The 25438-nt window shown below is 32.0% G+C and carries 21 protein-coding genes; 11 read left to right on the top strand and 10 right to left on the bottom strand.

The window, feature by feature from the left end; all coding sequences use genetic code 11:
• The first annotated feature begins 29 nt into the window (after positions 1 to 29).
• Complete coding sequence (locus tag HY951_06655) at positions 30 to 350, top strand: hypothetical protein (protein MBI5539722.1); 321 nt, start codon at positions 30 to 32, stop codon at positions 348 to 350.
• A gap of 43 nt (positions 351 to 393) precedes the next feature.
• Here HY951_06655 and rnc read toward each other — a convergent pair whose 3' ends face one another.
• Genes rnc through HY951_06640 form a run of 3 tightly spaced genes read right to left on the bottom strand, consistent with a single transcriptional unit; the run spans position 394 to position 2643 of the window.
• On the bottom strand, positions 394 to 1131 hold the full coding sequence (rnc, locus tag HY951_06650; GenBank protein ID MBI5539721.1) for a ribonuclease III: 738 nt from the start codon (positions 1129 to 1131) through the stop codon (positions 394 to 396).
• Positions 1132 to 1136: 5 nt separating this feature from the next.
• Positions 1137 to 2390: a beta-ketoacyl-ACP synthase II gene (fabF, locus tag HY951_06645; protein ID MBI5539720.1), complete on the bottom strand. Its 1254-nt coding sequence runs from the start codon at positions 2388 to 2390 to the stop codon at positions 1137 to 1139.
• Positions 2391 to 2406: 16 nt separating this feature from the next.
• Positions 2407 to 2643 carry an acyl carrier protein gene (locus HY951_06640; GenBank protein ID MBI5539719.1) on the bottom strand — a complete coding sequence of 79 codons (237 nt, stop codon included), beginning with the start codon at positions 2641 to 2643 and terminating at the stop codon, positions 2407 to 2409.
• A gap of 152 nt (positions 2644 to 2795) precedes the next feature.
• On the opposite strand from HY951_06640, the gene purN reads away from it, so the two are divergent.
• On the top strand, positions 2796 to 3395 hold the full coding sequence (purN, locus tag HY951_06635) for a phosphoribosylglycinamide formyltransferase (GenBank protein MBI5539718.1): 600 nt from the start codon (positions 2796 to 2798) through the stop codon (positions 3393 to 3395).
• On the opposite strand, the gene HY951_06630 is transcribed toward purN, so the two are convergent.
• Positions 3384 to 4076 (bottom strand): hypothetical protein, encoded by a 693-nt coding sequence (locus tag HY951_06630; protein ID MBI5539717.1) that lies wholly within the window; start codon positions 4074 to 4076, stop codon positions 3384 to 3386. The two genes, purN and HY951_06630, sit on opposite strands and share 12 nt — an antisense overlap.
• 112 nt (positions 4077 to 4188) lie before the next feature.
• Here HY951_06630 and HY951_06625 point away from each other — a divergent pair, with 112 nt between their 5' ends.
• The 7 genes from HY951_06625 to HY951_06595 all read left to right on the top strand — a co-directional run bounded on the left by HY951_06625 (position 4189) and on the right by HY951_06595 (position 17969).
• Positions 4189 to 5490: a 2-oxo acid dehydrogenase subunit E2 gene (locus tag HY951_06625; protein ID MBI5539716.1), complete on the top strand. Its 1302-nt coding sequence runs from the start codon at positions 4189 to 4191 to the stop codon at positions 5488 to 5490.
• 106 nt (positions 5491 to 5596) lie between these two features.
• Positions 5597 to 7984 carry a PD40 domain-containing protein gene (locus HY951_06620; protein MBI5539715.1) on the top strand — a complete coding sequence of 796 codons (2388 nt, stop codon included), beginning with the start codon at positions 5597 to 5599 and terminating at the stop codon, positions 7982 to 7984.
• A gap of 19 nt (positions 7985 to 8003) precedes the next feature.
• On the top strand, positions 8004 to 9617 hold the full coding sequence (locus HY951_06615) for a PD40 domain-containing protein (protein ID MBI5539714.1): 1614 nt from the start codon (positions 8004 to 8006) through the stop codon (positions 9615 to 9617).
• Positions 9618 to 9620: 3 nt separating this feature from the next.
• Positions 9621 to 10157 carry a GNAT family N-acetyltransferase gene (locus tag HY951_06610; protein MBI5539713.1) on the top strand — a complete coding sequence of 179 codons (537 nt, stop codon included), beginning with the start codon at positions 9621 to 9623 and terminating at the stop codon, positions 10155 to 10157.
• Positions 10158 to 10240: 83 nt separating this feature from the next.
• The gene (locus HY951_06605) at positions 10241 to 13129 is read left to right on the top strand and encodes an OmpA family protein (protein MBI5539712.1); all 2889 of its coding nucleotides are present in this window, start codon (positions 10241 to 10243) and stop codon (positions 13127 to 13129) included.
• Between the two features lie 87 nt (positions 13130 to 13216).
• Entirely contained in the window at positions 13217 to 14845 is a 1629-nt protein-coding gene (locus HY951_06600) for a PD40 domain-containing protein (protein MBI5539711.1), read from the top strand.
• Positions 14846 to 14876: 31 nt separating this feature from the next.
• Positions 14877 to 17969, top strand: coding sequence for an SBBP repeat-containing protein (locus HY951_06595; GenBank protein ID MBI5539710.1), 3093 nt, complete (start codon positions 14877 to 14879; stop codon positions 17967 to 17969).
• A 114-nt stretch (positions 17970 to 18083) separates the two neighbouring features.
• Here the strand turns inward: HY951_06595 and ccsA are convergent, their stop codons facing one another.
• The gene (ccsA, locus tag HY951_06590; GenBank protein ID MBI5539709.1) at positions 18084 to 21215 is read right to left on the bottom strand and encodes a cytochrome c biogenesis protein CcsA; all 3132 of its coding nucleotides are present in this window, start codon (positions 21213 to 21215) and stop codon (positions 18084 to 18086) included.
• Positions 21216 to 21473: 258 nt separating this feature from the next.
• Here ccsA and HY951_06585 point away from each other — a divergent pair, with 258 nt between their 5' ends.
• Together HY951_06585 and HY951_06580 are read left to right on the top strand one after the other, a co-directional pair.
• Positions 21474 to 22190 carry an SH3-like domain-containing protein gene (locus tag HY951_06585; protein MBI5539708.1) on the top strand — a complete coding sequence of 239 codons (717 nt, stop codon included), beginning with the start codon at positions 21474 to 21476 and terminating at the stop codon, positions 22188 to 22190.
• Positions 22191 to 22197: 7 nt separating this feature from the next.
• On the top strand, positions 22198 to 22776 hold the full coding sequence (locus HY951_06580; protein ID MBI5539707.1) for a tetratricopeptide repeat protein: 579 nt from the start codon (positions 22198 to 22200) through the stop codon (positions 22774 to 22776).
• An 11-nt stretch (positions 22777 to 22787) separates the two neighbouring features.
• Here the strand turns inward: HY951_06580 and HY951_06575 are convergent, their stop codons facing one another.
• From HY951_06575 to HY951_06555, 5 genes are all read right to left on the bottom strand, one after another.
• The gene (locus tag HY951_06575; protein MBI5539706.1) at positions 22788 to 22961 is read right to left on the bottom strand and encodes an Arc family DNA-binding protein; all 174 of its coding nucleotides are present in this window, start codon (positions 22959 to 22961) and stop codon (positions 22788 to 22790) included.
• 9 nt (positions 22962 to 22970) lie between these two features.
• Positions 22971 to 23174, bottom strand: a complete 204-nt coding sequence (locus HY951_06570) for a hypothetical protein (GenBank protein MBI5539705.1) — start codon at positions 23172 to 23174, stop codon at positions 22971 to 22973.
• A gap of 27 nt (positions 23175 to 23201) precedes the next feature.
• Positions 23202 to 24068, bottom strand: coding sequence for an SPFH domain-containing protein (locus HY951_06565; GenBank protein MBI5539704.1), 867 nt, complete (start codon positions 24066 to 24068; stop codon positions 23202 to 23204).
• A 146-nt stretch (positions 24069 to 24214) separates the two neighbouring features.
• Entirely contained in the window at positions 24215 to 24889 is a 675-nt protein-coding gene (locus HY951_06560) for a hypothetical protein (protein ID MBI5539703.1), read from the bottom strand.
• A 104-nt stretch (positions 24890 to 24993) separates the two neighbouring features.
• On the bottom strand, positions 24994 to 25438 hold a 445-nt coding region (locus tag HY951_06555), incomplete at its 5' end, for a gliding motility-associated C-terminal domain-containing protein (GenBank protein MBI5539702.1).

The following is a 25438-nucleotide window of genomic DNA, read 5'->3' as shown; positions in this document are numbered from 1 at the left end:
AAATTATTAATCACTAAATTAAATTGCATATGAAATTTAAATCAACATTCATTTTATTTGGAGTAGCATCTGTACTTCTGTTAAGCTTAATGTCTTTTGATACTGTAAAAGATACTCAAAGCAAAGGCTGTCATGTTTATGGAAAAATTAAATTTGTAGACTATGGCGAAGATTACAAAGTAAAATTTGTAGACTATGGCGAAGATCTTAAAATTAAATACGTAGATTATGGCGAAGATAAAGTAGGTTGCTGGAAAGCTGTTGAGTATGGCGAAAAATTTAAAGTAAAAATCGTTGAGTACGGCGAAGACATAAAAGTAAAAGAAGTTACATACGGCGAAGGCTGCTAGTAATTTTTAATGATTTTTTAGAGAGTAGAATTTAGTGAAAACTTTATTCTACTTTTTTTATTCCATTTTTTAGCGCAGATTCAGCTGCTCTTTGTTCAGCCTCTTTCTTAGATTCAGCTTGTCCACAACCAATTTCCTGTCCATTTACAATTAATTTGGCTATAAATATTTTACCAGATTTATTGTTTGATATTTCTTCAGAACAAATAAATTCAATTTCTTTTTTTTGCTTCTGAGCCCAATCAATTATTTGTCCTTTAAAGTTTGTGTCTGTTTCACCTAATCTTTTTAAATCAATGTGTGGTTCAATTAGTTTTTTTATAATAAATTTTCGTGTTTTATTATAACCAATATCTAGAAACACTGCACCAATAAATGCTTCTAACGCATTGCCAAGAACAGATGGCGCAAGTCCTGATTTATCTGTATGCGCAACTATATGTTTATCGAGACCAATTTTTGCAGCTAGTTCATTTAGTGATTGTCTGTTTACCAATCTTGATCTTAGATTTGTTAGAAAACCTTCATTTTCATTGGAAAATTTCTCAAAAAGATAATCTGCAATAATAGCATCAAGAATAGAATCGCCAAGAAATTCGAGCCTTTCGTTATTTACCGAAAATCCTTTTCCATGGTAAACCGATGCCGACTTATGTACAAAAGCCAGTTCGTAATATTCAATATTATTTGGTGAGTAACCTGTAATTTCACGAATAAAAAGATATAGTCTGTTTTTTTTAATAAACAGTCTATTAATCCGATGAAAAAAGTTAGCAGGCAAGTAAATTAACCTTGGTACTTTTTAAGAAGGATAGAGGCATTGTGTCCTCCAAAGCCGAAAGTATTACTTAAGGCATAATTTACACTTCTTTGTTGAGCTTTGTGAAATGTAAGATTGAGTTTCGGATCAATATTCGGATCAACTTCGTGATGGTTAATCGTTGGCGGAATGGTTTGATTATTAATTGCAAGTATTGATGCAATACCCTCAATAACTCCGGCAGCACCTAAAAGATGTCCTGTCATTGATTTTGTAGAACTTATATTAAGATTGTATGCATGTTCGCCAAAAACTTCTTTAATTGCCTTTGTTTCGGCAATATCTCCAAGTGGAGTAGCAGTTCCATGAACATTGATATAATCAATTACACTTGGTTCTAAACCAGCTTCTTTTAATGCCATTAACATTACATTTCTTGCACCAATTCCTTCTGGATGTGGAGCTGTAAGATGATGAGCATCTGCTGTTAAGCCGGATCCAACTACTTCAGCATAAATTTTTGCACCGCGTTTAATTGCATGTTCATATTCTTCAAGAATTAAAGAACCGGCTCCTTCGCCCATTACAAAACCATCACGGGTTAAGCAGAAAGGTCTTGAAGCTGTTTTAAAATCGTCGTTTCTTGTAGAAAGAGCTTGCATTGCATTAAATCCGCCCATTCCGGCTTCATTAATTGCAGCTTCGGAACCACCTGTAATAATTATATCGGCTCTTCCAAGTCTGATATAAGTTGTAGCATCGATAATTGCATGAGTTGATGAAGCACAAGCGGATACAGTACAGAAGTTTGGTCCACGGAAACCGTATTTTATTGAAATATGACCAGCTGCAATGTCAGCAATCATTTTAGGAATAAAAAACGGACTAAAACGTGGAGTACCATCTCCAAGTACATATCCTCTTACTTCTTCAAGAAATGTTTCGATACCACCTATTCCAGATGCCCAAATTACACCTGCGCGGTCGAGGTCAATTTGGTCTAACGCTAAACTTGAATCTTTAATAGCTTCGTCCGCAGCTACCAGGGCAAACTGGGCATATTTGTCCAATTTCCTGGCTTCTTTGCGGTCGAAGAAGTTACCTGCATCGTAATTTTTTACTTCACAGGCAAACTTAGTTTTAAATTTGGAAGTGTCAAAATAGGTAATTAAATCGCAACCACTTACACCATTAACTAGGCCATTCCAATAATCTGAAATGTTATTACCTAAAGGATTAATTGTTCCAAGCCCGGTTACTACTACCCGTTTGAGTTCCATAAAACTTTTTTAAAAATTATTTTGCGTTTTTTTCGATGTAAGAAACTGCGTCTCCTACTGTTCCAATTTTCTCAGCTTGATCGTCTGGAATAGCGATGTTGAATTCTTTTTCAAATTCCATAATCAATTCAACTGTGTCGAGTGAATCGGCACCTAAATCATTTGTGAAGCTAGCTTCGTTAGTAACTTCGTTTTCGTCAACACCTAGTTTGTCAACGATTATTGCTTTAACTCTAGAAGCAATGTCAGACATATTCAAAAAATTTATTGGTTAATACTAAAACTTTATAATTTTGAGATTGCAAAGTAAGCTATTTGACAGCGATAAATCAAAAAAAAATAGCAAAATTTGCCAAATAATTAGAAGTTGATTCTGATATTCAGCAATATATAATATAATAATTTATGAACATTTTTAAGGAGGAAAGAAATCAAAAAGTAAAAAATATCGCCATATTTGCTTCTGGATCAGGAACTAATGCGGAAAACATCATTAAGCATTTTAATTCCAATTTATATGTAAAAGTTTCAAAAATATACACAAATAACGCAGAAGCCGGTGTAATTGAAAGAGCAATAAGATTAAATGTACCGGTATTTATTTTTAATAAAGATGAATTCAGACAATCAACAGTAATAATTGACGATTTAAAAGCCGAGAATATTGATTTTATTGTTTTAGCAGGTTTTTTATGGCTTATTCCTGAAAATATTACTTCAAATTTTACAAATAAAATTATCAATATTCACCCAGCTTTATTGCCTAAGTATGGTGGTAAAGGAATGTACGGACACTTTGTTCACGAGAAAGTTATTGAAATGGGTGAAAAGGAATCTGGTATTACTATTCATTATGTAAATGAAAAATATGACGAAGGTGATATTGTTTTTCAAGCAAAGTGTGCCATTACAAAAGATGATACACCAGATAGTTTAGCAAAAAAGATTCATTTATTAGAGTACGAACACTTCCCAAAAGAAATAGAAAAGCTTTTATTCTGTTAACTCAGTTGTTGTTTTCTTTTTGCCAGGAATTTTTCCAACTAATCCTATTGAAAACATAAATGGCTGGTTTGAATATGTTCTTAACTCGGTTAATGGTAAGGATAATCCAACCTGAAACATCATTTTTACATATCTCCATCCAACTTTAGCAGTAAAAGTTGGTTCAATAAAAGGCTCAAAAGAACTTGAATGTAATACATTACTGTAATTATTGATGTTTAAAAAAACAATACGAGGTGTAAATGCTCCCTCAAAAACATCAGAAGATAATCCAATTGAAGGTTGGATGAAAACCCTTGTTAATTTTGCATGTGACCTGCCATAAAAGATGTCTTGACGATACATAGCATCAACAGTTCCATATCCGGCACCACCGTAAACTTCAAAACGCCCTCTTTTTGCTATAGTTAAAAAATAACCAAGTCCCGCTTCTGCAAAAGAATGTTTGTGAAAATTTGAACTGTCTCTTCGATTTGCAAAGCTGGCATTAGCCATTATTCCAATCTGATCTGTTATTGCATAAGCAACCTGAGGATCAATTCCGGATGTCCCTGTTCCAATTGTTGCCTGAAATTCTCCTTCATTTGATAACAGAGGTGTGTTTACCATATTAGGTGTATAAGCTGGTGCGCAGGAAACAGCTAAAATAATTATGAACGAAAAGTAAATCAGGTTTTTCATATAAAATATTTTTTCAAATGTATTTAAAAATAGAGGTTTCTTCAAAATAATTTTGAATCTTTATACAATTGAATTAATTTAGCGCATTATTTAGACTAAATAAATATTAAAAATGGCTGATTTCGAAATGCTTTTACCTTCAATGGGTGAGGGCTTTACCGATGCAACGATAACTAAATGGCTTGTTAGGGAAGGTGATTCTGTTAATGAGGATACGCCAATAGTTGAAGTTGCAACTGATAAGGTTGATTCTGAAATTCCATCGCCAAAGCAGGGAGTTGTACAAAAGCTATTGTTTAACGAAGGAGATGTAGTTCAAATTGGTACTCCAATTTTAATTTTAAAAACTAATGTTGCTGGCGAGAATTTAAATAAGCAAGTAATTTTAACTGAAGTTAACGAAATTTCTACAGTTGCAACTCCAGATTTTAAACAGGAAAACCAAATTACAGAAAATGAAATAGTAAAAACATCTGGCAAAGCTTTTTTAAGCCCGCTTGTTCGTCAGATAATGAAAGAACATCTGATTACCGAAAATGATATAAAAAACTTAAAGGGTTCAGGTCTTGAGGGAAGAATAACAAAAACAGATATTGAAAATTTTATAAATATTAAAAGCCAAATTCAAAAAGTTGTAGTTGTTAACGATGTTAAACCACAATTAATAGAAGAACCAATTAAATCAGAAGTTGCAATTTCGACCGGTGAAGTTGAGGTAGTTGAAATGGACAGAATGAGAAAAATAATTGCTGAACATATGGTTCGTTCTGTTCATACCTCACCACATGTTACTTCTTTTATTGAAGCTGATGTTACAAGAATTGTGGAATGGAGAAACAAACTGAAAGAAGAATTTCAGAATAAACATGGTGAAAAACTAACGTTTATGCCGGTGTTTATAGAAGCTACAGCAATGGCAATTAAAGATTTTCCTTTAATAAATGTTTCTGTTGATGGTACAAAAATTCTGATAAAAAAGAATATCAATATTGGAATTGCAACAGCACTTCCTTCGTGGAATTTAATTGTGCCTGTAATTCACAATGCCGACCAAAAAAATTTAATAGGACTCTCAAAGTCAGTAAACGATTTAGCAAACAGAGCCCGTCAAAACAAACTTTTGCCGGATGAAATAAAGGGTGGAACTTTTACAATAACTAATCTTGGTTCGTTCGGGACATATACCGGAACACCAATTATCAACCAACCCGAGGCTGCGATTCTTGCTATTGGTACAATTAATAAAAAACCAGCCGTAATTGAAACTCCTGCTGGTGATGCGATTGCTATAAGACAAATAACAATGCTCTCGGTAACTTTTGATCATAGAATTGTTGACGGAGCATTAGCCGGAGCATTTTTAAAAAGAACTGCAGAATACCTTGAAAATTTCGACATTTTAAGGAAATTTTAATCACCAAAGGTCAATCTCTTAAAATATTATACTAAATTGCATGATTAATTTTGACTAGTTTTGCGGCTATTGCATTGCTAATCATGCTATTATTAAATTACAGTTTATGAAGCAGGTATTTGTAGTATTTGTTTTTATTGGGTTTTTAGCCTTAAATTCATTTTCTCAGAAAATTGATAAAGATCTTTTTGAAAAGAACTTTACAAATGCAGAAAATTTGCTGGAAAAGGGAGACTTCACAGCAGCACTTATTGTATATAAAGAATTATTACAGATGGATCCGGAAAATGCAAACCTTAATTTTAAAGCTGGATTTTGTTACATGAATACTGTACTCGAAAAATCAAAATCAATTCCATATCTCGAGAAAGCAATTAAAAATATTAATTTAAAAGCACAACCCGAATTTTATTATGAAACATCTGCTCCTATAGAATCATATCTTTATTTAGCAAAAGCATATCATTTAGATTATAAATTTGAAAAAGCCATAAAATTACTCGACACATTAAAAATTATGATTCCGGATTATAAAGCAGAATTTGTTGAGAACATAGATAATCTTTATGAAAACTGTAATTATGGTATTAGCCTAATTAAGTATCCAGTTAAAATGTTTGTTACCAATTTGGGAAATGCAATTAATTCAGAGTTCGATGAACATAGCCCTGTTTTTTCCGCTGATGAATCCACCTTAATTTTTACCTCTAAAAGAACAGGTAGTACAGGCGAAAAAACTACTGAAGATGGGCAGTACTTCGAGGACATTTATATTTCTCATAAAAAAGAAGATGGAGCGTGGAATAGTCCTGTTTCAATAAGTTCAAATATAAATACCACAGGCCACGAGGCTACAATTGGTCTTTCTGTTGATGGTCAGGAGTTGTTTATTTACAAAGATGAATCAAATGTTGTAAATGAAAAAGACGGTAATATTTATTATAGTAAATTGGATGGTGAAGTTTGGTCAACTCCAATAAAATTAGGACCAACAATTAACACAAAAGATAACGAAAACCATGCATCACTTTCTGCTGATGGTTCTCAGTTGTTTTTTACAAGTGATAGGCCAGGTGGATATGGCGGCATGGATATTTATTGTTCAAATAAATTACCAAATGGAGATTGGGCACCTGCACAGAATCTTGGAACAATAGTAAATTCTTCAGAAGATGAAATAGGTCCTTTTATTCATCCTGACGGAGTAACTTTATTCTTTAGTAGTAAAAGTCACATGAATATGGGTGGTTTTGATATTTTCTTTACTAGTAAAGACGAAGAAGGTGTGTGGGCAGAACCAACTAACCTTGGATATCCTATAAATACTACTGCTGATGACATTTTTTATACTCCAACTCCTGATGGGAAAAGAGGTTATTATGCATCTCAGCAAGCAGGAGGTGTTGGACGAAATGATATTTATTTGATAACTCTCCCTGAAAGCGAAGAGAAATCACTTACTGTTATGTCTGGTGTTATAACAATGGCCGACGGAACCCAGCTTAATAGCGTTTCAATTACAGTTACTGATAAGGATACAAAAGAAGTTGTTGGTACATATACACCCAACTCAAAAACAGGAAAGTATTTGTTTATTTTAAAACCTGGTAAAAATTATACTGTTACAGTTGATGCTGAAGGCTTTTTGCCTTTTAGCGACGACTTAATGGTAAAAGACGGTACATCTTATCAGCAAATTCAAAGAGCAATTAAATTAGATCCGATTTTACTTGGCAAACTAACAAAGGAATATTACTTTCATTTTGACCCTTCGGGAACCGTGTTAAATGATAAAGAATCCAATAATTTTATAACAATAGCTAAAATATTATTGTTTGCCGAAAAATATAATGCTGAAATTATTCTTCCTTCAAATAATTCAAATGTTGACCTAAATAACATTAGAGCAGAAATCATTACTGAGAATTTATTAGATCTAAAGGTTCCTCAAGGTCAGATTAAAACACTTAAGAAACCTTCAGGAAATAAAGAAGCGATATTATTATATATTGTTTCTGATGAAAAAAACACAACCCAAAATCAGGTACAGACAAATACCAATACTGACGTAATAAATAAAATTAATAGTGAAAATGGTTTAATTATTGAATGTATCTTTTTTAAATTCGATAAATATTCAACAAAGTCATTTATCGAAAATTTAAATAATTTATCTCAGTGGCTTGTGTTAAATCCTGATGCAATAATTGAAATTACCGGTAATACCGATAATAAAGGGAGTTACAAGTATAATAAAACTCTAAGTTTAAGAAGAGCAAATTTTGTGAAAAATTATTTGATTGATAAAGGCTCTAAAAAGGAACAGATAACTGTTAAGGGTGCTGGTGAAAAAAATCCAGTAGCCAAAAATTTAAATATTGAATCGAGAAAATTAAACAGAAGAGTAGAATTTAAACTTTTAAAAGAAGGCAAAACACCAATAACATTTAAGCCTGTTGAGGTACCGGAACAATATAAAATTAATAACAAATAATATTTCAGAATTAAACTTTATGACTAAGAAACTGGTTTTTCTATCGCTTTTTGTGGCAGTTATAATGTTACAAATGCCGGCATTTGCTCAAAAATTTAATGCCAAGCAAACATTTATTAATGCACAAAAGCATATGCAGCTGGGCGAAACCCAATTAGCTATTGAAGATTTACTTTTGTATTTTAAAAATGATTCCACAAATTCAAATGTTAACTATTTACTTGGTTCGTGTTATTTTAAAACCGATGCTACTAAAAGTCAATGTATTCCTTATCTTTTAAAAGCAACAGAAATAAATCCGGAGTATCAGGAATCAAACGCAAAAGAAAACAAAGCTTCACCTGAGGCATTGTGGATATTAGCCTTGGCTCAATATAAGAATAGTATGTTTGATAATGCATTAACCTCACTCGAGAAATATAAAGAATTTGTAAAAACTGATGTACAGAAAAGTAAAGATGCTGAAAAAATGATTTCTTTATCTAATAACGCTAAGGAATTAATAAAGAATCCGGTTAAGATCAGTCTTATAAATATGGGTGCTGTTATTAATTCAGAACTTGATGATCACAGTCCGGTATTTAATATTGATGAAACTGTAATGATTTTTACTTCCAAAAGAAAGGGAAGTACAGGTAATTTTAAAACCAGTGATAAACAATATTTCGAAGATATTTATATTTCACGTAAAGAAAATTCACAATGGGGGGCTCCTCAAAAAATCAGTGAAAACATAAATACAATGGAACACGAGGCTTCTGTTGCCCTTTCTGCTGATGGAAATGATTTGATTATTTATAAAGATGATGTTGGAGATGGTAATTTGTATTTAAGTCATTTTAATGGAACAGAATGGGCTAAGCCAGAAAAACTCAGTTCTAATGTAAATTCCAGTTATGATGAAAGCCATGCCTCAATATCTTCAGATGGTTCAACATTATACTTTTCAAGTAACCGACCCGGTGGTTTAGGTGGTTATGATCTGTATATTTCATATCGTTTGCCAAACGGAGATTGGAGTTTAGCAAAAAATGCAGGAAGTATTATTAATACAGAAAAAGATGAAAGTGGACCATTTATTCATCCAGATGGAAGTACTTTGTATTTTAGCTCTAAAGGTCACAATAGTATGGGAGGTTATGATTTGTTTTTTACAATTTTGAAAGATGATGGAGCATTTTCGCGACCAGAAAATATGGGATATCCTATTAACTCAATTGATGATGATGTTTTTTATGTTTTATCGGCTGATGGCAAAAGAGCATATTATTCAACAGTTCAGAAAGAAGGAGTAGGCGGAAAAGATATTTATTTAATGGATTTACTTTCATTGCCAGAGCGTGCATTAGTAGTGGTTAATGGTTTTATTAAAAACAAAAAAACCGGAGAAGTCGTTAAGGATGTTATTTTAAAAATAAATGATTTTAAGACTGGAACTCTTATCGGAGAATTTAAACCAAACAGACAATCAGGCAAATACACTATTGTGTTGCCAAAGTCAAAGCAATATACTTTATCCTGTAATGGTTGCGGGTTAACTTTTCCAACAGAACCTTTAAGTATACCAGATAATTCTTCATTCTATTATTTACAGAAACCAATTGTGTTAGATCCGATAGTTGAGGTAGAATAAGATATGACTCTTGAAAAAGAAAATGTTAAGCTTCGTGCGGTAGAACCTTCAGATCTGGAAAGTCTGTATCTTTGGGAAAACGAGATAGAGGTTTGGCGGGTAAGTCAAACAATTTCGCCATTTTCAAAATACACATTAAAAGAGTACTGTTCTTTTGCAAATGCTGATATACAAACTGCAAAACAACTCAGACTGATGATTGATGTTATTGATGGTTCAGAAGAGATAACTGTTGGAATGGTAGATCTGTTTGATTATGACGCTATAAACAGGAAAGCAGGTATTGGAATTTTAATCGGAAATCATAATTACCGACAAAAGGGTGTTGCATGTACTGCTCTGGAAATTTTAGTGAACTATAGTTTTTCAATATTAAATTTACATCAACTATATTGCTTTATTTCAATAAATAATAAGGCAAGTATAGACTTGTTTTTAAAAAGTAAATTTGAGAAATGTGGAATTATTAACGATTGGATTTTAAATTCAAACAAATGGGAACAGGCAGGTTTTTTTCAATTAATTAATAATAAACAATAAATATTTTCTATTTTCGGCTCATATTATTAAACCATTAACCAAAAACAACGTATAAGCCATTTTAGAAAAAAGTTCAAAGGAAAATGATGAAATTTATAGCAATAATAAAAACAGTTGTTTGCATAAGTATTTTTTTTGTGTTAGCAAATGCTGCAACTGCCCAGGATTTTAAAAAGAAGTTTATAAATGCGGAATATTATTTCCTTTACGAAGAATTTAGTGAAGCATTGCCAATTTACCTTGAGTTAATAAAATTAGAACCCGACAATGCAAATATAAATTACCGAATTGGTATTTGTTTATTACATGTTCCCGATCCTGCCGAAAACAGAAAAGCACTTGAATATCTTCAAAAGGCGATTACAAATATAAATCCTAAATATAAAGAGGGTTCTTATTTAGAAAAAGGTGCACCAAAAGATGCATTATTTTATTTAGGAAATGCGTATAGAAACCTTTTAGAGTTTGATAAAGCAGTAGAAAATTATAAAAAGTATCGCGAAATATTAAATACAAAAGATCTTTTTTATATTGACTATATCGACCGTGAAATTCAATGTACACAAAACGCAAAAGAGCTGGTTAAGTTGCCACTAAAATTAATCACAGAAAATCTTGGAGAAGTAATAAATTCCGAATCAAAAGTTGAAAATTGTCCGGTTATTTCTGATGATGAAACTGTACTTATTTTTACAGCCGGTGATAAAAATGTTTTTTCAGCAGAAATAGATATTAATGTTATCAATTATGATTATCAGATGGATAATATTTATTTCTCCAAAAAAGCTGAGGGTAAATGGACTGATCCTGTAAATGTAACAAAGCAAATTGGCGCAACTTCCAGAACTGTTCCTGTTACTATAAGCGCAGATGGAACAGAGCTTTATTTAGTTCGCGATGATAATGACAACGGTAATATTTGTGTTAGCTATTATAAGAATAATAAGTGGTCCGACATGAAATTACTAAACAAGAACATTAACACAAAACAGTGGGAATCTCATGCAACCCTTACAATAGATGGAAAAACTCTTTATTTTACAAGCGACAGACCTGGTGGCTTCGGCGGCCTTGATATTTACCGTTCGGTAAAAGATGAGCAGGGAGAATGGGGACCAGCTGTAAATCTTGGTCCAACAATTAATACAAAATACGATGAAGAAACTCCGTTTATTTTGAATGATAGTAAAACTCTTTATTTTAGTTCGCAGGGACATTACAGCATGGGAGGTTTTGATGTTTTTCACACTACGTTGTTAGACAATAATACTTGGTCGTCGCCATTAAACATTGGATATCCAATTAATACAGTAGGTAACGATTTGTTTTATCTGCCTAAAGCAAATGGAGAATATGCTTTTTTCCCTCTAAATAATAACGAAAGAGGTATTGGCTCAAATGATATTTTTAAGATTGCTGTTAGTATTCCTGATGGGCACGAAACCGAGATTATTCTAAAAGGAGATATAACACTTCAGGATCAGAAAAATGAATTGCCCCATGACTTTATAATTTCATTAATTGATAGCATAAAAGGTGATACACTAATAAAATGTAAACCAAATTATTTGTTAAGTAATTATTTAACACAAATAAAATCAGGAAACTTTAAAATAGAATATAAGTGTAATGGGTATAAAACTCATTATGAGAATTTGTATATACCTGAGGTTTATACCAGATCTGAAGTTGTTATTAACGTAGAAATGGTTCCAATTGAAGTTACCAAAGGTGAATACTACGTAATCAGAAGTATTTTCTTTGACTATGGCAAGTTTGATTTAAGAAGAGAATCACAGGAAGATTTACAGCGTCTTGCTGATTTAATGAGAAAAAATCCTTCACTTTATATCGAAATTGTTGGACATACCGATGCTCTTGGTAGCGATAAATTTAATCAGAAACTTTCAGAGAACAGATCAAAAGCATCAATTGATTACTTAGTGGCTCAAGGTATTGATCAGAGTCGCTTTGTTTCAAAAGGGATGGGTAAATCACATTTTATAGCAATTAATCAGAATGCAGACGGAAGCGATAACCCCGAAGGTCGTCAGCTTAACCGTCGTGTAGAAATGAAACTTCTAAATTCAACAGCAGAGAATATTGTAGTTGAAGATATTAAAGTTCCAGAAACATTAAGATTTTCGCGTGAAGGAAGACAACAACATTCTTCAGAACGATATACCATACTTTTACTTAAACAAAAAGGTAATACCATTACTTTCGATATAACAAATAAAATGTTGACACTTGTTGGCACTCTATCTAAAACAGAGATGTTCTCAAAAACAACAGGATCGCCAATAAATGAAACAAAGGTTGATGATATGGTGATGTACACTGTTGGTGATTTTGCTAACAAATCAGATGCGATGAAGCTTTTGAACATTGTTATAGATGAGAATTTCCCCGAGGCAACTATCGAAAACCAATCAGCAATAGGAAAGATTAAGAATGAAATAAATATTTCATATAACCTTAACCAATCAGATTCAGCTTTATCAGTTGTTAATGATGAAACCTTATATACTATTCAGCTAAGTGCACTAACAAAACCTGCTGAAATGGCTTTATTTAAGAATGTTAAGGGTGTTAAAGAAAACCTCTGCCTTGATGGATTTTATAGATATACTTATGGTGAAATAGAAGGTCTGGCAGCTGCTCAAAAAGAAAAACAAAGAATGATAGAACTTGGTTTTCCGGGAGCATTTCTTGTAAAACTCGAAAACTTTAATAAAAAGGTTGAGCAAAAGGGTGAGTTTACAATTCAGCTAGAATCATTATCTGAACCCGTAAATTTAAGTCGTTATGAAAATCTTAAAGGTGTACGCGAAATAATTGGTAACGATGGAAAGTATAAATATCTGTACGGTAAATATACAACTGTGGATGAGGCAAGAAAGGAAATTAAGAAAATTCAGAAAGCCGGTTATGGTAATGCTTTTATTGTTAATACAGAGAAATACAAATAACTGCTTTTATAGGTAAAAAAACCCGATTCTTTATTATTATTTTGTTTTGAGTTTGCAATACTGTATTTTTGTTTAAAACTAATAAACATGAAGCAGTTTAAGCAGTTATTTTTTTCAACAGCATTTCTTTTTATTGCTTTTGCAGTTGGTGCACAAGAACAAACAAAGTCTGCGAAGAAGAGTAATTTTAATGATGCTAAGAGGTTTATTTTATTTTCAAACTATTCCGCAGCATTGCCTTTGTTTTTAAAGTTACAGCGTGCAGATACCTCTAATGCAAATTTGAATTATCTGGTTGGATTGTGTTATCTTAATAGTCCCTTCGAAAAGGAAAAATCAATTCCTTATTTTAATGTTGCATCACGCAATATGGCTGCAAAATATAAAGAGTTAAATTTTAAAGAAAAAAAATCCCCGTACAAAACAATGTATCATATTGGTCAGGCATATCATTTTGCTTACCAGTTTGATAAAGCAGATAATTTTTTTGTAAAATATAAAGAACTTGTTTTTAGTAATCCTAAAGAACTTCAACTTGCCGACAGGTATATTGAAATGTGTAAGAATGCACAAAAACTGATAAAAGATTCTGTCGAAATTTCTATTGAAAATTTAGGAGCTAATTTTAATACCGAGTTTGATGAGCATACACCATGTATTACCGCTGATGAAAAAACTATGGTATTTACCTCCCGCAGAAGAGGAAATACCGGCGGTTTACTTACTGATGACGGAAAATATTTTGAAGATATTTATATTATAAAAAAAGTTGATGGGAAATGGAGTTTTCCTGAAAAAATAAGTGATAAAATTAACACTAAAGGGCATGAAGCTACTATTGGTTTATCAGCCGATGGACAGGAAATGTATATTTACAAAGACGATTATGGTGATGGAAATATATATGTAAGCGAATTTGAAAACAATGACTGGACTGTGCCTGTAAAGCTTGGCTCAAATATTAGTACCTCTGCTAATGAAAGTCATGCAACAATTTCTTCAGAGGGAACAACACTAATTTTTACCAGCGATAGAGGTAATGGAAAAGGTGGTAAGGATTTGTATATAGTTCGTCGTAACCCTACAGGTGAATGGGGTTTAGCTCAAAACATGGGCGATATTTTAAATACACAGTATGACGAAGAAGGACCATTTATACACCCTGATGGAAGCACGCTTTATTTCTCGTCTAAGGGACATAATAGTATGGGAGGATATGATTTATTTTACAGCGAATTACAAGCAGACGGAACATGGGGAGCACCTACAAATATGGGTTATCCTGTAAATACAACATCTGATGATGTGTATTTTGTTATGTCGGCTGATGGTAAACGAGCTTATTTTTCATCTGTTAGGGAGGATGGAATAGGAGGTCGAGATATTTATGTAATGAATTTACTTTCGCTTCCCGAAAGATCTTCGGCTGTAATAAAGGGTACAATAAAAATGGAAGGTAATGCAGAAGTTCCTAAAAATATTGTGATTAATGTTAAGGAATCAAAGACAGGAAAATTAATCGGAAGTTATAAACCTAATAAAGAAACGGGCAACTATGTCATTATATTGAAACAAGGAAAAGATTATTTGTTTTCATGCGAAACACCCGACTATATTTTTTCACCTGAAAAAATAAGCATACCCGAAAAAACAGCGTTCAAAGAAATTAATAAACCTATTATTTTAAATCCTATTGGGGTGGTGAAGAAGAGGTAGGAGATTAAAATTCTCAAATAATCTTTGCTTTATGAAAAGTTTATTACACTTTAGTTTTTTTCTGATTATTGTTAGTTTTTGTAATCCTTGTTATTCTCAGGAATATCAATGGGCAAATACAATCGGAAAAGGAATTAGTTATTGTATAATAGTTGACGGCATGGGCAATGTATATATTACAGGGCATTTTAGTGGTACAGCCGATTTTGACCCTAGCACAGGTACTGCAAACTTAATATCTGCAGGTGGTAATGATATTTTCTTTGCAAAATATGACAATAATGGGAATTATCTTTGGGCAAAAAGAATAGGCAATATAAACGATCAATATAGTAGAAGTATAGCAGTTGATGGCGCAGGAAATGTATATATTACAGGAGAGTATCAAGGAGACATTGACTTTGACCCTGGCACAGGAACAGCAAATCTTTCAGGTCCTAATGGTCTTTTTTTTGCTAAATATGATAATAACGGGAATTATATCTGGGCAAAAAAAATAGGTGTTTCAACATCTAGTAATCACAGTTACAGCATAAAAGTTGATGGCTCAGAAAATGTTTATATTACAGGGTGTTTCCGAAATACAGTTGACTTTAATCCAGGTACAGGTACAGCTAACCTCACAACTGTTTCTACCTATGATGATATTTTCTTTGCCAAATACGATAATATTGGGAATTACCTGTGGGCTAAAAGTATTGGGTCAACCTCTAACGATAGAGGTTATTGTATCGCAATTGATGACTTAAGTAATGTTTATATTACTGGGTCGTTCCAAGGAATAGCCGACTTTGATCCAGGCTCAGGTACTGCAAATCTGTCTGTACATGGTTCAAATAATTATGATGATATTTTCTTTGCTAAATATGATATTAACGGAAATTATCTTTGGGCAAAAGATATCGGAAGTACTGGTTTTGATTATGGAAGGAGCATAGATGTTGACCACTTAGGAAATGTATATATTACTGGAGAGTCTGAAGGTGCGGACTTTGACCCTGGCACAGGAATAGTAAACTTATTGTCGCATGGCTATACTGACATATTTGTTGCTAAATACGATAATAGTGGAAACTATAATTTTGCCAAAATCTTTGGGGGTACAAATTATGATTATAGTAACAGTATTGCTATAGATAGTTTAGGTAAAATATATGTTGCCGGTACTTTTCAAAATACAGCTGACTTTGACCCTGATGCAGGAATAACAAATCTGTCATCGGCTGGCTCTTATGATATTTTCTTTTCCAAATTCGATGCTTTCGGAAATTATCTTTGGGCAAAAAACATAGGTAGCACAAATTCTGATGTGGCCAACTACATAACATTTGATGGTTCAGGAAATGTATATATAACAGGATCTTTCCAAGGTACAGCTGACTTTGATCCTAACACAGGAATAGCAAATCTTACAGCAATTACTATTGATGCTTTTTTTGCAAAATATAAACAAACTACAATAATCTCTCAACCACTGGACGTGACAATGTGTGAAGAAAGTAGTACAAGTTTAAGTATTAATGCATCAGGTACAGCACCATTGTCTTATCAATGGCAATTTTATAATGGTAGTTGGAATAATGTCGTAAATGGTAACCCTTCAGGTGCTTTATATAACAATCAAACTGCCGACACAATGATTGTAAGCGGCACTCTTGTATCTGGTAATTATGAATACAGATGTTTTATATCCAATAATTTTGGAGCCGACACATCAAATTCTGCAACTTTAACAGTTACCAACATTTATACAATTAATAATCCACAGTCCATTTGCAATGGTGATAGTTATATATTTAATGGACATTCATACACAATATCAGGTATTTTTAATGACACTATTTTTAATACTATCGGTTGTGATAGTATATTTGTAATAAATCTAACGGTTTCTCCAACATATTTATTTATAAATAACATTGATATATGTAATGGTGAAACCTATAATTGGCATGGAAATGTTTATACAATTACAGGAACTTATTATGATAGCCTAAATACTATTAATGGTTGCGACAGTATATTTATATTAAATCTCACAGTTAATCAAAGTTATTCTTTTGCAGAAACTCAATTTATTTGCAATGGCGAAAACTACAACTGGCATGGTAATACGTATTTTACGTCTGGTATATATTATGATAGTTTGCAAACTGTTAATAATTGTGACAGCATTTACATTCTTTCGCTTGATGTAAGTCCGTTATACAACACAACTAACAACGTACAGATTTGTGATAATCAAACTTACAACTGGCATGGTATTGATTATTCAATAGCGGGGGTTTATTATGACAGTTTAATTTCTATTCATGGTTGCGATAGCATTAGCACACTTAATCTTACTGTTTATCCGGCTTTTAATTTTGACGAAAATCATTCTATCTGCAATGGTGTTGTTTACAATTGGCATGGCAATAATTACACAACTTCAGGCACATATTTTTCTTCTCACAACACCATAAATGGATGTGACAGTATATATACTTTAAATTTAACCGTTAATCCCGTTTATTCTTTTTCCGAAAACTATTCAATCTGTGGTGGTGAATCTTATAACTGGCATAATTCAACATATTCAATTGCCGGACATTACTATGATAGTTTGCTAACTACAAATAGCTGCGATAGTATATTTGAGTTGAATTTATCTGTTGTAAATATTGATACTTCACTTACTGTTTCTGAACCTACAGTAACAGCAAATATGAATGGCAGCTCATATCAATGGCTTGATTGCGATAATGGTTATGCACCCATCAGTGGTGAAATAAATCAAAATTTCACAGCCACTGTAAATGGAAATTATGCGGTAATAATTACTCAGGGATTATGCTCAGATACATCTTATTGTGTTTATATAACAACAGTTGGGGTTTATTTAGAAAAAACAGATAAATTGTTTATTTATCCCAATCCGGTTAGCAATGAATTAATAATTGAATATAACGGTAACTTTGAAAAACAAAATTTTGAAATTATAAATTCAATCGGGGAAGTTGTTTTTCAGGGGAACTTAATACAAAAAACTATTGTTAACACAACTGGGTTTACTTCAGGTTTTTATCTTTTAAAACTTAGTGCTGGTAACTCATTTAAGTTTCGCAAATTTGCTAAAGATTAGTTGATCAGATTTTCTCAAACAGAGTCTTCTGAAAGGGACTCTGTTTAAGATTTCCAAATCTAACTCGCGTTAAAATGAGATGACGGTTCGAGACCGCCATGACGAACATCGGTATTACTTTTTCGAAAACTTTTCACGTAATCCCGAAAGTACGATTAAAAGCAAAGTTGCAAGAATTAAACCCCATGCCCATAGTGGGAATACGGGTGTGTCGCCAGCTCCATAACTATGCATTCCTTTTGACAAGTAATAATTTACTCCAACAAAAGTCATAACAACACTTCCAAATGCAATTATTGAGGCAACGTTAAATATATATTTACTTTTTAAACTAGGCACTAGCCTTAAGTGTAAAACAATAGTGTAAGCAATAACAATAATTAATGCCCATGTTTCTTTAGCATCCCAACCCCAGTATCTTCCCCACGATTCGTTTGCCCAAACACCGCCAAGAAATGTGCCTATTGTTGCTAACACAATGCCAACAGCAAGATTCATTTCGTTAATTAATGTAAGTTCGGTAACTATTAGGTCGAGTTTTTCGCTGTTCTTTTTTGATTTAAAAAAGATAATTAACAGATTCATAATTCCAAGCATAAAGCCTAGTCCTAAAAAGCCATAGCTAATAGTTAGTGTTGCCACATGAATAATTAACCAATAAGATTTTAATACGGGTTGTAAGTTTGTTAACTGAGGATCGTAGCTACTATGACTGGCAGTCATTAATACAAAGAAAGCAAGTAACGCAGTTGCCGCCAATGTAATTTTAGAATACCTTACAAAAGTAAAGCCTGCTAACAATGCTCCCCAACCAACTAAAAGCAATGTCTCATAACCGTTACTCCATGGCGCATGACCGGTTAAATACCATCTCATAGCAAGGCCAACGGTATGGTATATAAAAGCTAATGCTAGAATTCCAATAAGAACATTTAATGAGTAAGTTAAAAATTTACTCTTTTTAGTTCTTAAGTTATCAATAAATGCAAGTAATAACAAAATAACACTAATTCCTGCATAAAAGTTTTTAAGGAAAATAAAGATATTGGCATTATTATAAAAAATTTCAACATTAACTTTATTGTCAGATGGTAATTGGTCGGCAATGGCTCCCGATCGTTGTATTTTTGAAATGTAGGAAATAATAACATTTGCTCTTGCAAAATCACCTTTTTTTACTTCAGCTAAGAATGTGACTAAAATGTTAGAGTAATTAAAATTAGCTAGTTTTAAATCATCGTTAATTATAGTAAGCATGCCTGTAAGTGGAACAGATGCAGTAGGTTCATCCCAGCTTACCCATTTATTTTCAGGTGAGTTTTGTTCAGGAAATATTTTTAAAATACTTCCATTTAAAACCATCATAAAAATATTTACACGTTCGTCAACTTTTATTATTTCTTTGTCGAATCTGTTTTGTTCCTGCTGTTTTTTTCTGAAAGCTTCTTCGCCGTATGTTTGTAATTTATATTTACCGTCTTTTTCAAAGAAATCAGAAAAAGATGCATAGCCGTCATTTATACCAATAACATCACGAACTGATTTTTCTCTAATATATATAATCTTTTGTTCTTTCCAGAATTCAGGATTAATCAACATGTCAATAATTACTTTAACAGCATCCATTTTCCCTTTTCCCTCAATTTCAAACTTATCTTTGCGGGAAATTTTATGCATAATATCATTTGTAAGAGAACTTATTGGTGAAAACCTGCCGTCGTATGTTTGTACAAGTAATTTTCCAAATTTGTCAGCTGTACTGTCGTTAACAGTGCTAACATTCTGCGAGAATGAGAATGTGCTAAAAACGAGTAAAAATGCAATTGTTAGAAGACTGGCTTTTCTTTTGTTTCTTATTTCAACAATATTTCTACGAAGTGTTAAAAAGCGAGACTTTTTAGTAAAGAATGTTACAACAAATCCCAAAGATAACAAAGCATAACCAAAATATGAAATCCATGTACCCCAGAAGTCGTGATTTACAGATAAAATGGTTCCTTTTTCATCCTTGTCATATGATGACTGGAAGAATCTGTATTGGTCGTAATCAAGAACGTTATTCATAAAAATTCGATGATTTTCATTTAGGTTATTTCTTAAGTCAATCAGGGTAACTTCACTAGCAAATGAAGATGGGCTCATTGAGCCAGGATATCTTTCTAGTTCAAATTTATTTAGTTTAAGAGAAAAAGGAAGATCAATTTTTTTGTTCCCATAGCTAAAATTTATTTTTGTTCCGTCAAAATTAAATTCCTGAAAATTTTCATAATAATCTGCACCACCAAACACATTTGCAGTATGTTTTTTGCCATTAATAGTTACAGTTAAAATAAAAGCATCGGGTCCTGGATTTTCCATTTCAACACCACCACTTACAAGAAACTTTTTGGCTTTTTTATAATAATTTGCATATAAAAAGGTTCCTGAATTAGCTTTATATACAAAACCCGATTTAAATTCTGCAATAGAATCTTTTTTAATTGTATCTTGAATTGCCTGATCACTCATGCTTGCAGCTACAACGTCAAAAGGAGCAGTAAAAGTTAAATTACCGGTTTTATCTGATATATTAAAAGTGTTGTTATTGTTAACATTAAAGCCAATATCTGTTCCTTCAATATTTTTTGTTTCGCCATTTTCAATAAGTATTTTTTCTTGCCCGTTTTGCGTAAATCTCATTAATTCAATAATATTTACTCCATTCTCAACATTTTCTTCGATTTTTTCAACAGGGTTTTTAATTAAACTATCAAAATCAATTTTAATGTCACCTTTATCTGTTGATGGTATGCTAATGCTAAAAGTATTACTGCTTACCTGACTAAACATCATGGGTTTTTCATATTTGTAATCACCATCTTTTCCGTTCATTAATACCTGAAAGTAGGCTTCGGATGTATACATTACATTAGATGATTCTCCTTCACGGATATGCATGCTGCCATCAAAACCAAAATATCTGGTAATTCCGGCTCCAAGTATCATTACAATTAACGATAGATGAAATAAGAAACCGGCAAGCTTTTCTTTTTTCAAAAAATTATATTTTTTAACATGTCCTATAAAATTAATAATCATCAAAAGGAAAAGAAACTCTAACCATTTTGAATTATATATAAGAACTTTTGCTGTTGCTGTATCATATTTATCTTCAATAAATGTTGCTAATCCTAATGCAAATCCAACAATTATTAATAATATAACTGTAAGTTTTGAAGAAAACAGAAGGTCTAAAATGCGCTTCATAATAAGAAAAAGTATTAATTAATATTCTAATATACAGGCCTTAAGTGCTTAAAGTTATAAGCTTTAAAAGTTCGTAAATTTAGAAATAATAATAGAATTAAAAATCAGTCAATTTCATAAAAAGAGTTAATATAAAAATCGCAATCTGTAGGCAATCTTAATGCTATTAATAAATGTTAGAAAACATAAAATGCCAACTATAGTATTTTAAAAATTTCTGACTAATTTTGCACCATTATTAATTTAAATTTAAAAAAAATGAGACTCTTTTTAATTTCTATAGCATTATTTGTAATTGGTTTCACATCTTCTTGTCAGACAGATCAGACCGAAAACAAAAATCCAAATTCGCACAAAATTGAAGTAACAGAAGTTCTTGGTGCAGGCTCATATACATATTTAAAAGGTAAAGAAAATGATAAAGAAATATGGCTTGCTGTTACAGCAATGGATGCTAAAGTTGGTGATGTTTACTATTATGAAGGTGCAATGGAAATGAATCAATTTAAAAGTAAAGAGTTAAACAGAACTTTTGAGTCAGTTTATTTTGTAGATAAAATTTCTAAAGAACCTATTACAGATAAAGCTGCAACTACAAATGCAATGGGTAATACACAGCAGGCAATGACAAGTCCGGGTCCAGTTACTGTTGAGAAAAAAGAAATTAAAATTGAAGCGGCTGCAGGTACAATTACTGTTGGTGAATTATTTAAGAATAAAGCAAACTATGCTGGTAAAACTGTAAAGATAAAAGCCGAAGTAACAAAGTTCAGCGTAGAAATTATGAAAAAGAACTGGATTCATTTACAGGATGGAACAGAAGCGGACGGCAAATTTGACTTGACAGTTACAACAGCCGAAGAATTTAAGGTTGGAGATATTGTAACCATAGAAGGAACTGTTGCTATTGATAAAGACTTTGGTTATGGTTATTTTTATGATGTTTTGGTTGAAGATGCAAAAGTTGTAAAATAATTTCTTAATGTTTTTACGTATACTTTGTTTTTGCAATATTGCATTATTCTGCACATTACTAATATCGTGCAATTCCGGCGAATCCGATAAAAATAACAAGCAATTTGTGGATAGTATTGCTATTGAAACTGACACAGTGCAAATGCTTGAAAATGCACTAATTCAGGATTCGTTAAATATTGATAACAGACTTGATCTTGCTTTAAGGTATTATTCCAAATATGAATTTGAAAAGGCCATATTTCATTTTTCTAAAATAATAAATATTGACAGTAAAAATTTAGATGCAATTATCAATTTAGGAAATGTTTATTATGATACCCAGCGGTTCGATAAAGCGTTGGAATATTATCAGCAAGCGCTTGTGCTTGACGATAACAATATAAACGTCAGGTGCGATTATGCAACTTGTTATTTAAATATAAATAAGCCCGAAATTGCTATTGAAATTTTGAATGAGAATATAAAAAGAAATTTTAATCACGCTCAGTCGCATTATAACTTAGCTATAATATACAAACAGCTAGGAAAAATAAAGGAATCTGATAACGAGATGAAAATATTTAATTCCATTACACCAAATTAACAAAGTTCAGATTATTGTATCTTTTCTTCTTTGGATTTTTTCTGGCGACCAGCTTTTTTAAGCGATAGATCAATTATCCACTCAAGTTGTCCGTTAATACTCCTGAATTCATCATCTGCCCATTTCTGTACAGCTTCAAGAGTTTCCTCGTTCAATCGTAATACAAAAGCTTTCTTTTTTCCCACAGCTAAAGTTTATTCTTTTTTACGATGTGTTAAAATATATATTATTGGTAAAATTCCAACAGTATTTATTAATGCAATGCAAATAAACCAGGCTATTTTATTAGCTCGAGCAGCTTTCCACATAGCTATTATTTTCCATATGGTTTCCCATAATGCTGCAAAAAGTATTAAAGGAATTAACCATGTAAAATGAGAACACATTTGCGTTTCCATAATATTATTTTTTAGTTTAACAATATGCTAATGGTTTAATGTTCCTGCGTTAACAATAGGGGAGGCAGATTTATCTGAACAAAGAACAACCATTAAATTACTTACCATTGCAGCTTTCTTTTCTTCATCAAGGTCAACAATTTTCTTTTCTGAAAGTTGTTCCAATGCCATTTCAACCATACTTACAGCACCTTCAACTATTTTAAATCTTGCTGCAACAACAGCTGTTGCTTGTTGTCTTTGTAACATAGCACTTGCAATTTCAGGGGCATAAGCTAAGTTACTGATACGAGCTTCGAGTACATTAATTCCCGCTATTTCTAATCTTTCACGTATTTCTTCTTCGAGTTTGTGGTTTATTTCGTCGCCACCAGAACGTAAACTTATATCTTTTTCTTCGTCGTCAAAATTGTCGTAAGGGTACGAATGAGCTAATTTTCTTATTGCAGATTCGGTCTGTATTTTAATAAAGTTAACATAATCATCTACTGCAAAAGCTGCCTTAAATGTTTCGTCAACTTTCCAAACTAAAATAACACCGATTAATATTGGATTTCCAATTTTATCATTAACCTTAATAAGTTCGCTATCAAAATTTCTTGCTCTAAGACTTACTTTCTTTTTAATATTAAACGGGTTTACCCAATAAAAACCATTTTGCTTTACTGTTCCGTTATATTTTCCAAACAGAATAAGAACTCTTGATTCATTTGGATCTACAACCATTAAGCCTGCAAATGCAAATATCCCAAGTAATGCAATAAAAATTGTAATGCCGATTATTACAGGGTTTTCAAGAATTAAAATGTTAATTAACGGCGATAATAACATAATAAATCCAATTAGTAGACCATAATAACCCGAATTTGCTGATAATGTTTTAGCTTTTTCCATAATGAATGATATTAAAATGATATCACAAAGATATCGTTCAAAATGTCGTATTGCAAATATTTTTCAATAAATTTTGAACAGCATTGTATAACAAGCTGATAATGTGACATAAAAAATAGTAATATTTTTCGAAAAAGGAATTAAGCTTATTTTGCTTTTGAAACAAATAGTTCTAAAACAATAGGATTAACTTTTACTGCACTTGAGTTTGATGAATTTATCTCAGTGTCTCCTACAATGTTATTATAATCATTAGTCTGATTGTCGAAAGAAACTGTACCTAAGCTAATACCGATGCCGGCATTTTCTAGTTTACCACCATTCCATGAAGAAATTAATCCACCATAATCCCAACCCAAACCGTAAAATGTAAAATCTTTGCCGTTAAGTTTAACTAGTTCTGTAAGAGTTGTACCAAGTGAGATTCCGGTTTTTGATTTCCAGCAGCTTTTTAAATCATATTCATTGGTGTTAATATCATAATAACAACGGATACCTAAATTTGTAATATTTGAATTTGATAAAGTGTCGCCCCATGTTATTATTACTTCATTAGGAGTTTTGTTAAATAATTTTGTGCCCATATAAAACATACCTTCTGCACCCCAAATAGTATCAAAACTTACATTTTGATCGCCAAAAAGTTGTTTTAATTCTTTTTCATTTTTTATTAAAAATAAATCTTCAAGAATTTTAATGTCAGAATTTAGTGAATTACTTGCATTGGTTAATAATGAATCTGTTTGATTTGAATTAATTTTTTCGTTTGATTGACAAGAAAAAAATAAAATTGCGACAAATGAAAGGTAAATAAATCTCATATAAAATGTTTTTGTAAATATAAAAAGATCTGTATAAATATTGATTATTTTAAAGAAACTTTTAAACGAAAAAGGAGGCAAATGCCTCCTTTTTCGTTTAAATCTTATTTTTCTTTCAGCAGATAGAAGAATCCCTTGAATTCATAATCTACTTCTTTTTTCCCTTTTGCTGTAATTATATAGTAATAAACACCAGGAGAGGCTTCACTTCCGCTAATTTTTCCATCCCAGCCTTCATCAGCATTATTCCATTCGTATAGTTTTTTACCCCAGCGATTAAGGATTACACCATGAAACTCAACTATTGATTTTCCATGTACTTTAAATACATCGTTCATTCCATCACCGTTAGGTGTAAATGAATTTGGTACCTCTAAAGAAGGATATGCATCAACACAAAGTGGGTTGTACTCTGTTGTATCTTTACATCCCCATTTGCTTTCTGCAACTAATACTATCTGGAAACAACCCTCGTCTTCGAAAATATAATTTGGAGCTTCCTGAGTAGTTGAATAAACAAGGTCACCTGTTTCATCATAAATTCTCCAC

The organism is Bacteroidia bacterium (assembly GCA_016218155.1).
In the GTDB taxonomy this organism is placed as follows: domain Bacteria; phylum Bacteroidota; class Bacteroidia; order Bacteroidales; family GWA2-32-17; genus GWA2-32-17.
The sequence above is the reverse complement of the archived record's forward strand: the minus strand, read 5'-3'. Positions and strand labels throughout refer to the sequence as shown.

Bases quoted from the DNA above. Each gene is read 5' to 3' on its own strand.
- purN (MBI5539718.1), top strand. From the start codon at position 2,796: ATGAACATTTTTAAGGAGGAAAGAAATCAAAAAGTAAAAAATATCGCC.
- ccsA (MBI5539709.1), bottom strand. From the start codon at position 21,215: ATGAAGCGCATTTTAGACCTTCTGTTTTCTTCAAAACTTACAGTTATA.
- HY951_06570 (MBI5539705.1), bottom strand. From the start codon at position 23,174: ATGGAAACGCAAATGTGTTCTCATTTTACATGGTTAATTCCTTTAATA.
- HY951_06565 (MBI5539704.1), bottom strand. From the start codon at position 24,068: ATGGAAAAAGCTAAAACATTATCAGCAAATTCGGGTTATTATGGTCTA.
- HY951_06585 (MBI5539708.1), top strand. From the start codon at position 21,474: ATGAGACTCTTTTTAATTTCTATAGCATTATTTGTAATTGGTTTCACA.
- HY951_06560 (MBI5539703.1), bottom strand. From the start codon at position 24,889: ATGAGATTTATTTACCTTTCATTTGTCGCAATTTTATTTTTTTCTTGT.
- HY951_06580 (MBI5539707.1), top strand. From the start codon at position 22,198: ATGTTTTTACGTATACTTTGTTTTTGCAATATTGCATTATTCTGCACA.
- HY951_06600 (MBI5539711.1), top strand. From the start codon at position 13,217: ATGAAGCAGTTTAAGCAGTTATTTTTTTCAACAGCATTTCTTTTTATT.
- HY951_06625 (MBI5539716.1), top strand. From the start codon at position 4,189: ATGGCTGATTTCGAAATGCTTTTACCTTCAATGGGTGAGGGCTTTACC.
- HY951_06655 (MBI5539722.1), top strand. From the start codon at position 30: ATGAAATTTAAATCAACATTCATTTTATTTGGAGTAGCATCTGTACTT.
- HY951_06605 (MBI5539712.1), top strand. From the start codon at position 10,241: ATGATGAAATTTATAGCAATAATAAAAACAGTTGTTTGCATAAGTATT.
- HY951_06595 (MBI5539710.1), top strand. From the start codon at position 14,877: ATGAAAAGTTTATTACACTTTAGTTTTTTTCTGATTATTGTTAGTTTT.
- HY951_06630 (MBI5539717.1), bottom strand. From the start codon at position 4,076: ATGAAAAACCTGATTTACTTTTCGTTCATAATTATTTTAGCTGTTTCC.
- HY951_06620 (MBI5539715.1), top strand. From the start codon at position 5,597: ATGAAGCAGGTATTTGTAGTATTTGTTTTTATTGGGTTTTTAGCCTTA.
- HY951_06610 (MBI5539713.1), top strand. From the start codon at position 9,621: ATGACTCTTGAAAAAGAAAATGTTAAGCTTCGTGCGGTAGAACCTTCA.
- HY951_06615 (MBI5539714.1), top strand. From the start codon at position 8,004: ATGACTAAGAAACTGGTTTTTCTATCGCTTTTTGTGGCAGTTATAATG.
- HY951_06640 (MBI5539719.1), bottom strand. From the start codon at position 2,643: ATGTCTGACATTGCTTCTAGAGTTAAAGCAATAATCGTTGACAAACTA.
- fabF (MBI5539720.1), bottom strand. From the start codon at position 2,390: ATGGAACTCAAACGGGTAGTAGTAACCGGGCTTGGAACAATTAATCCT.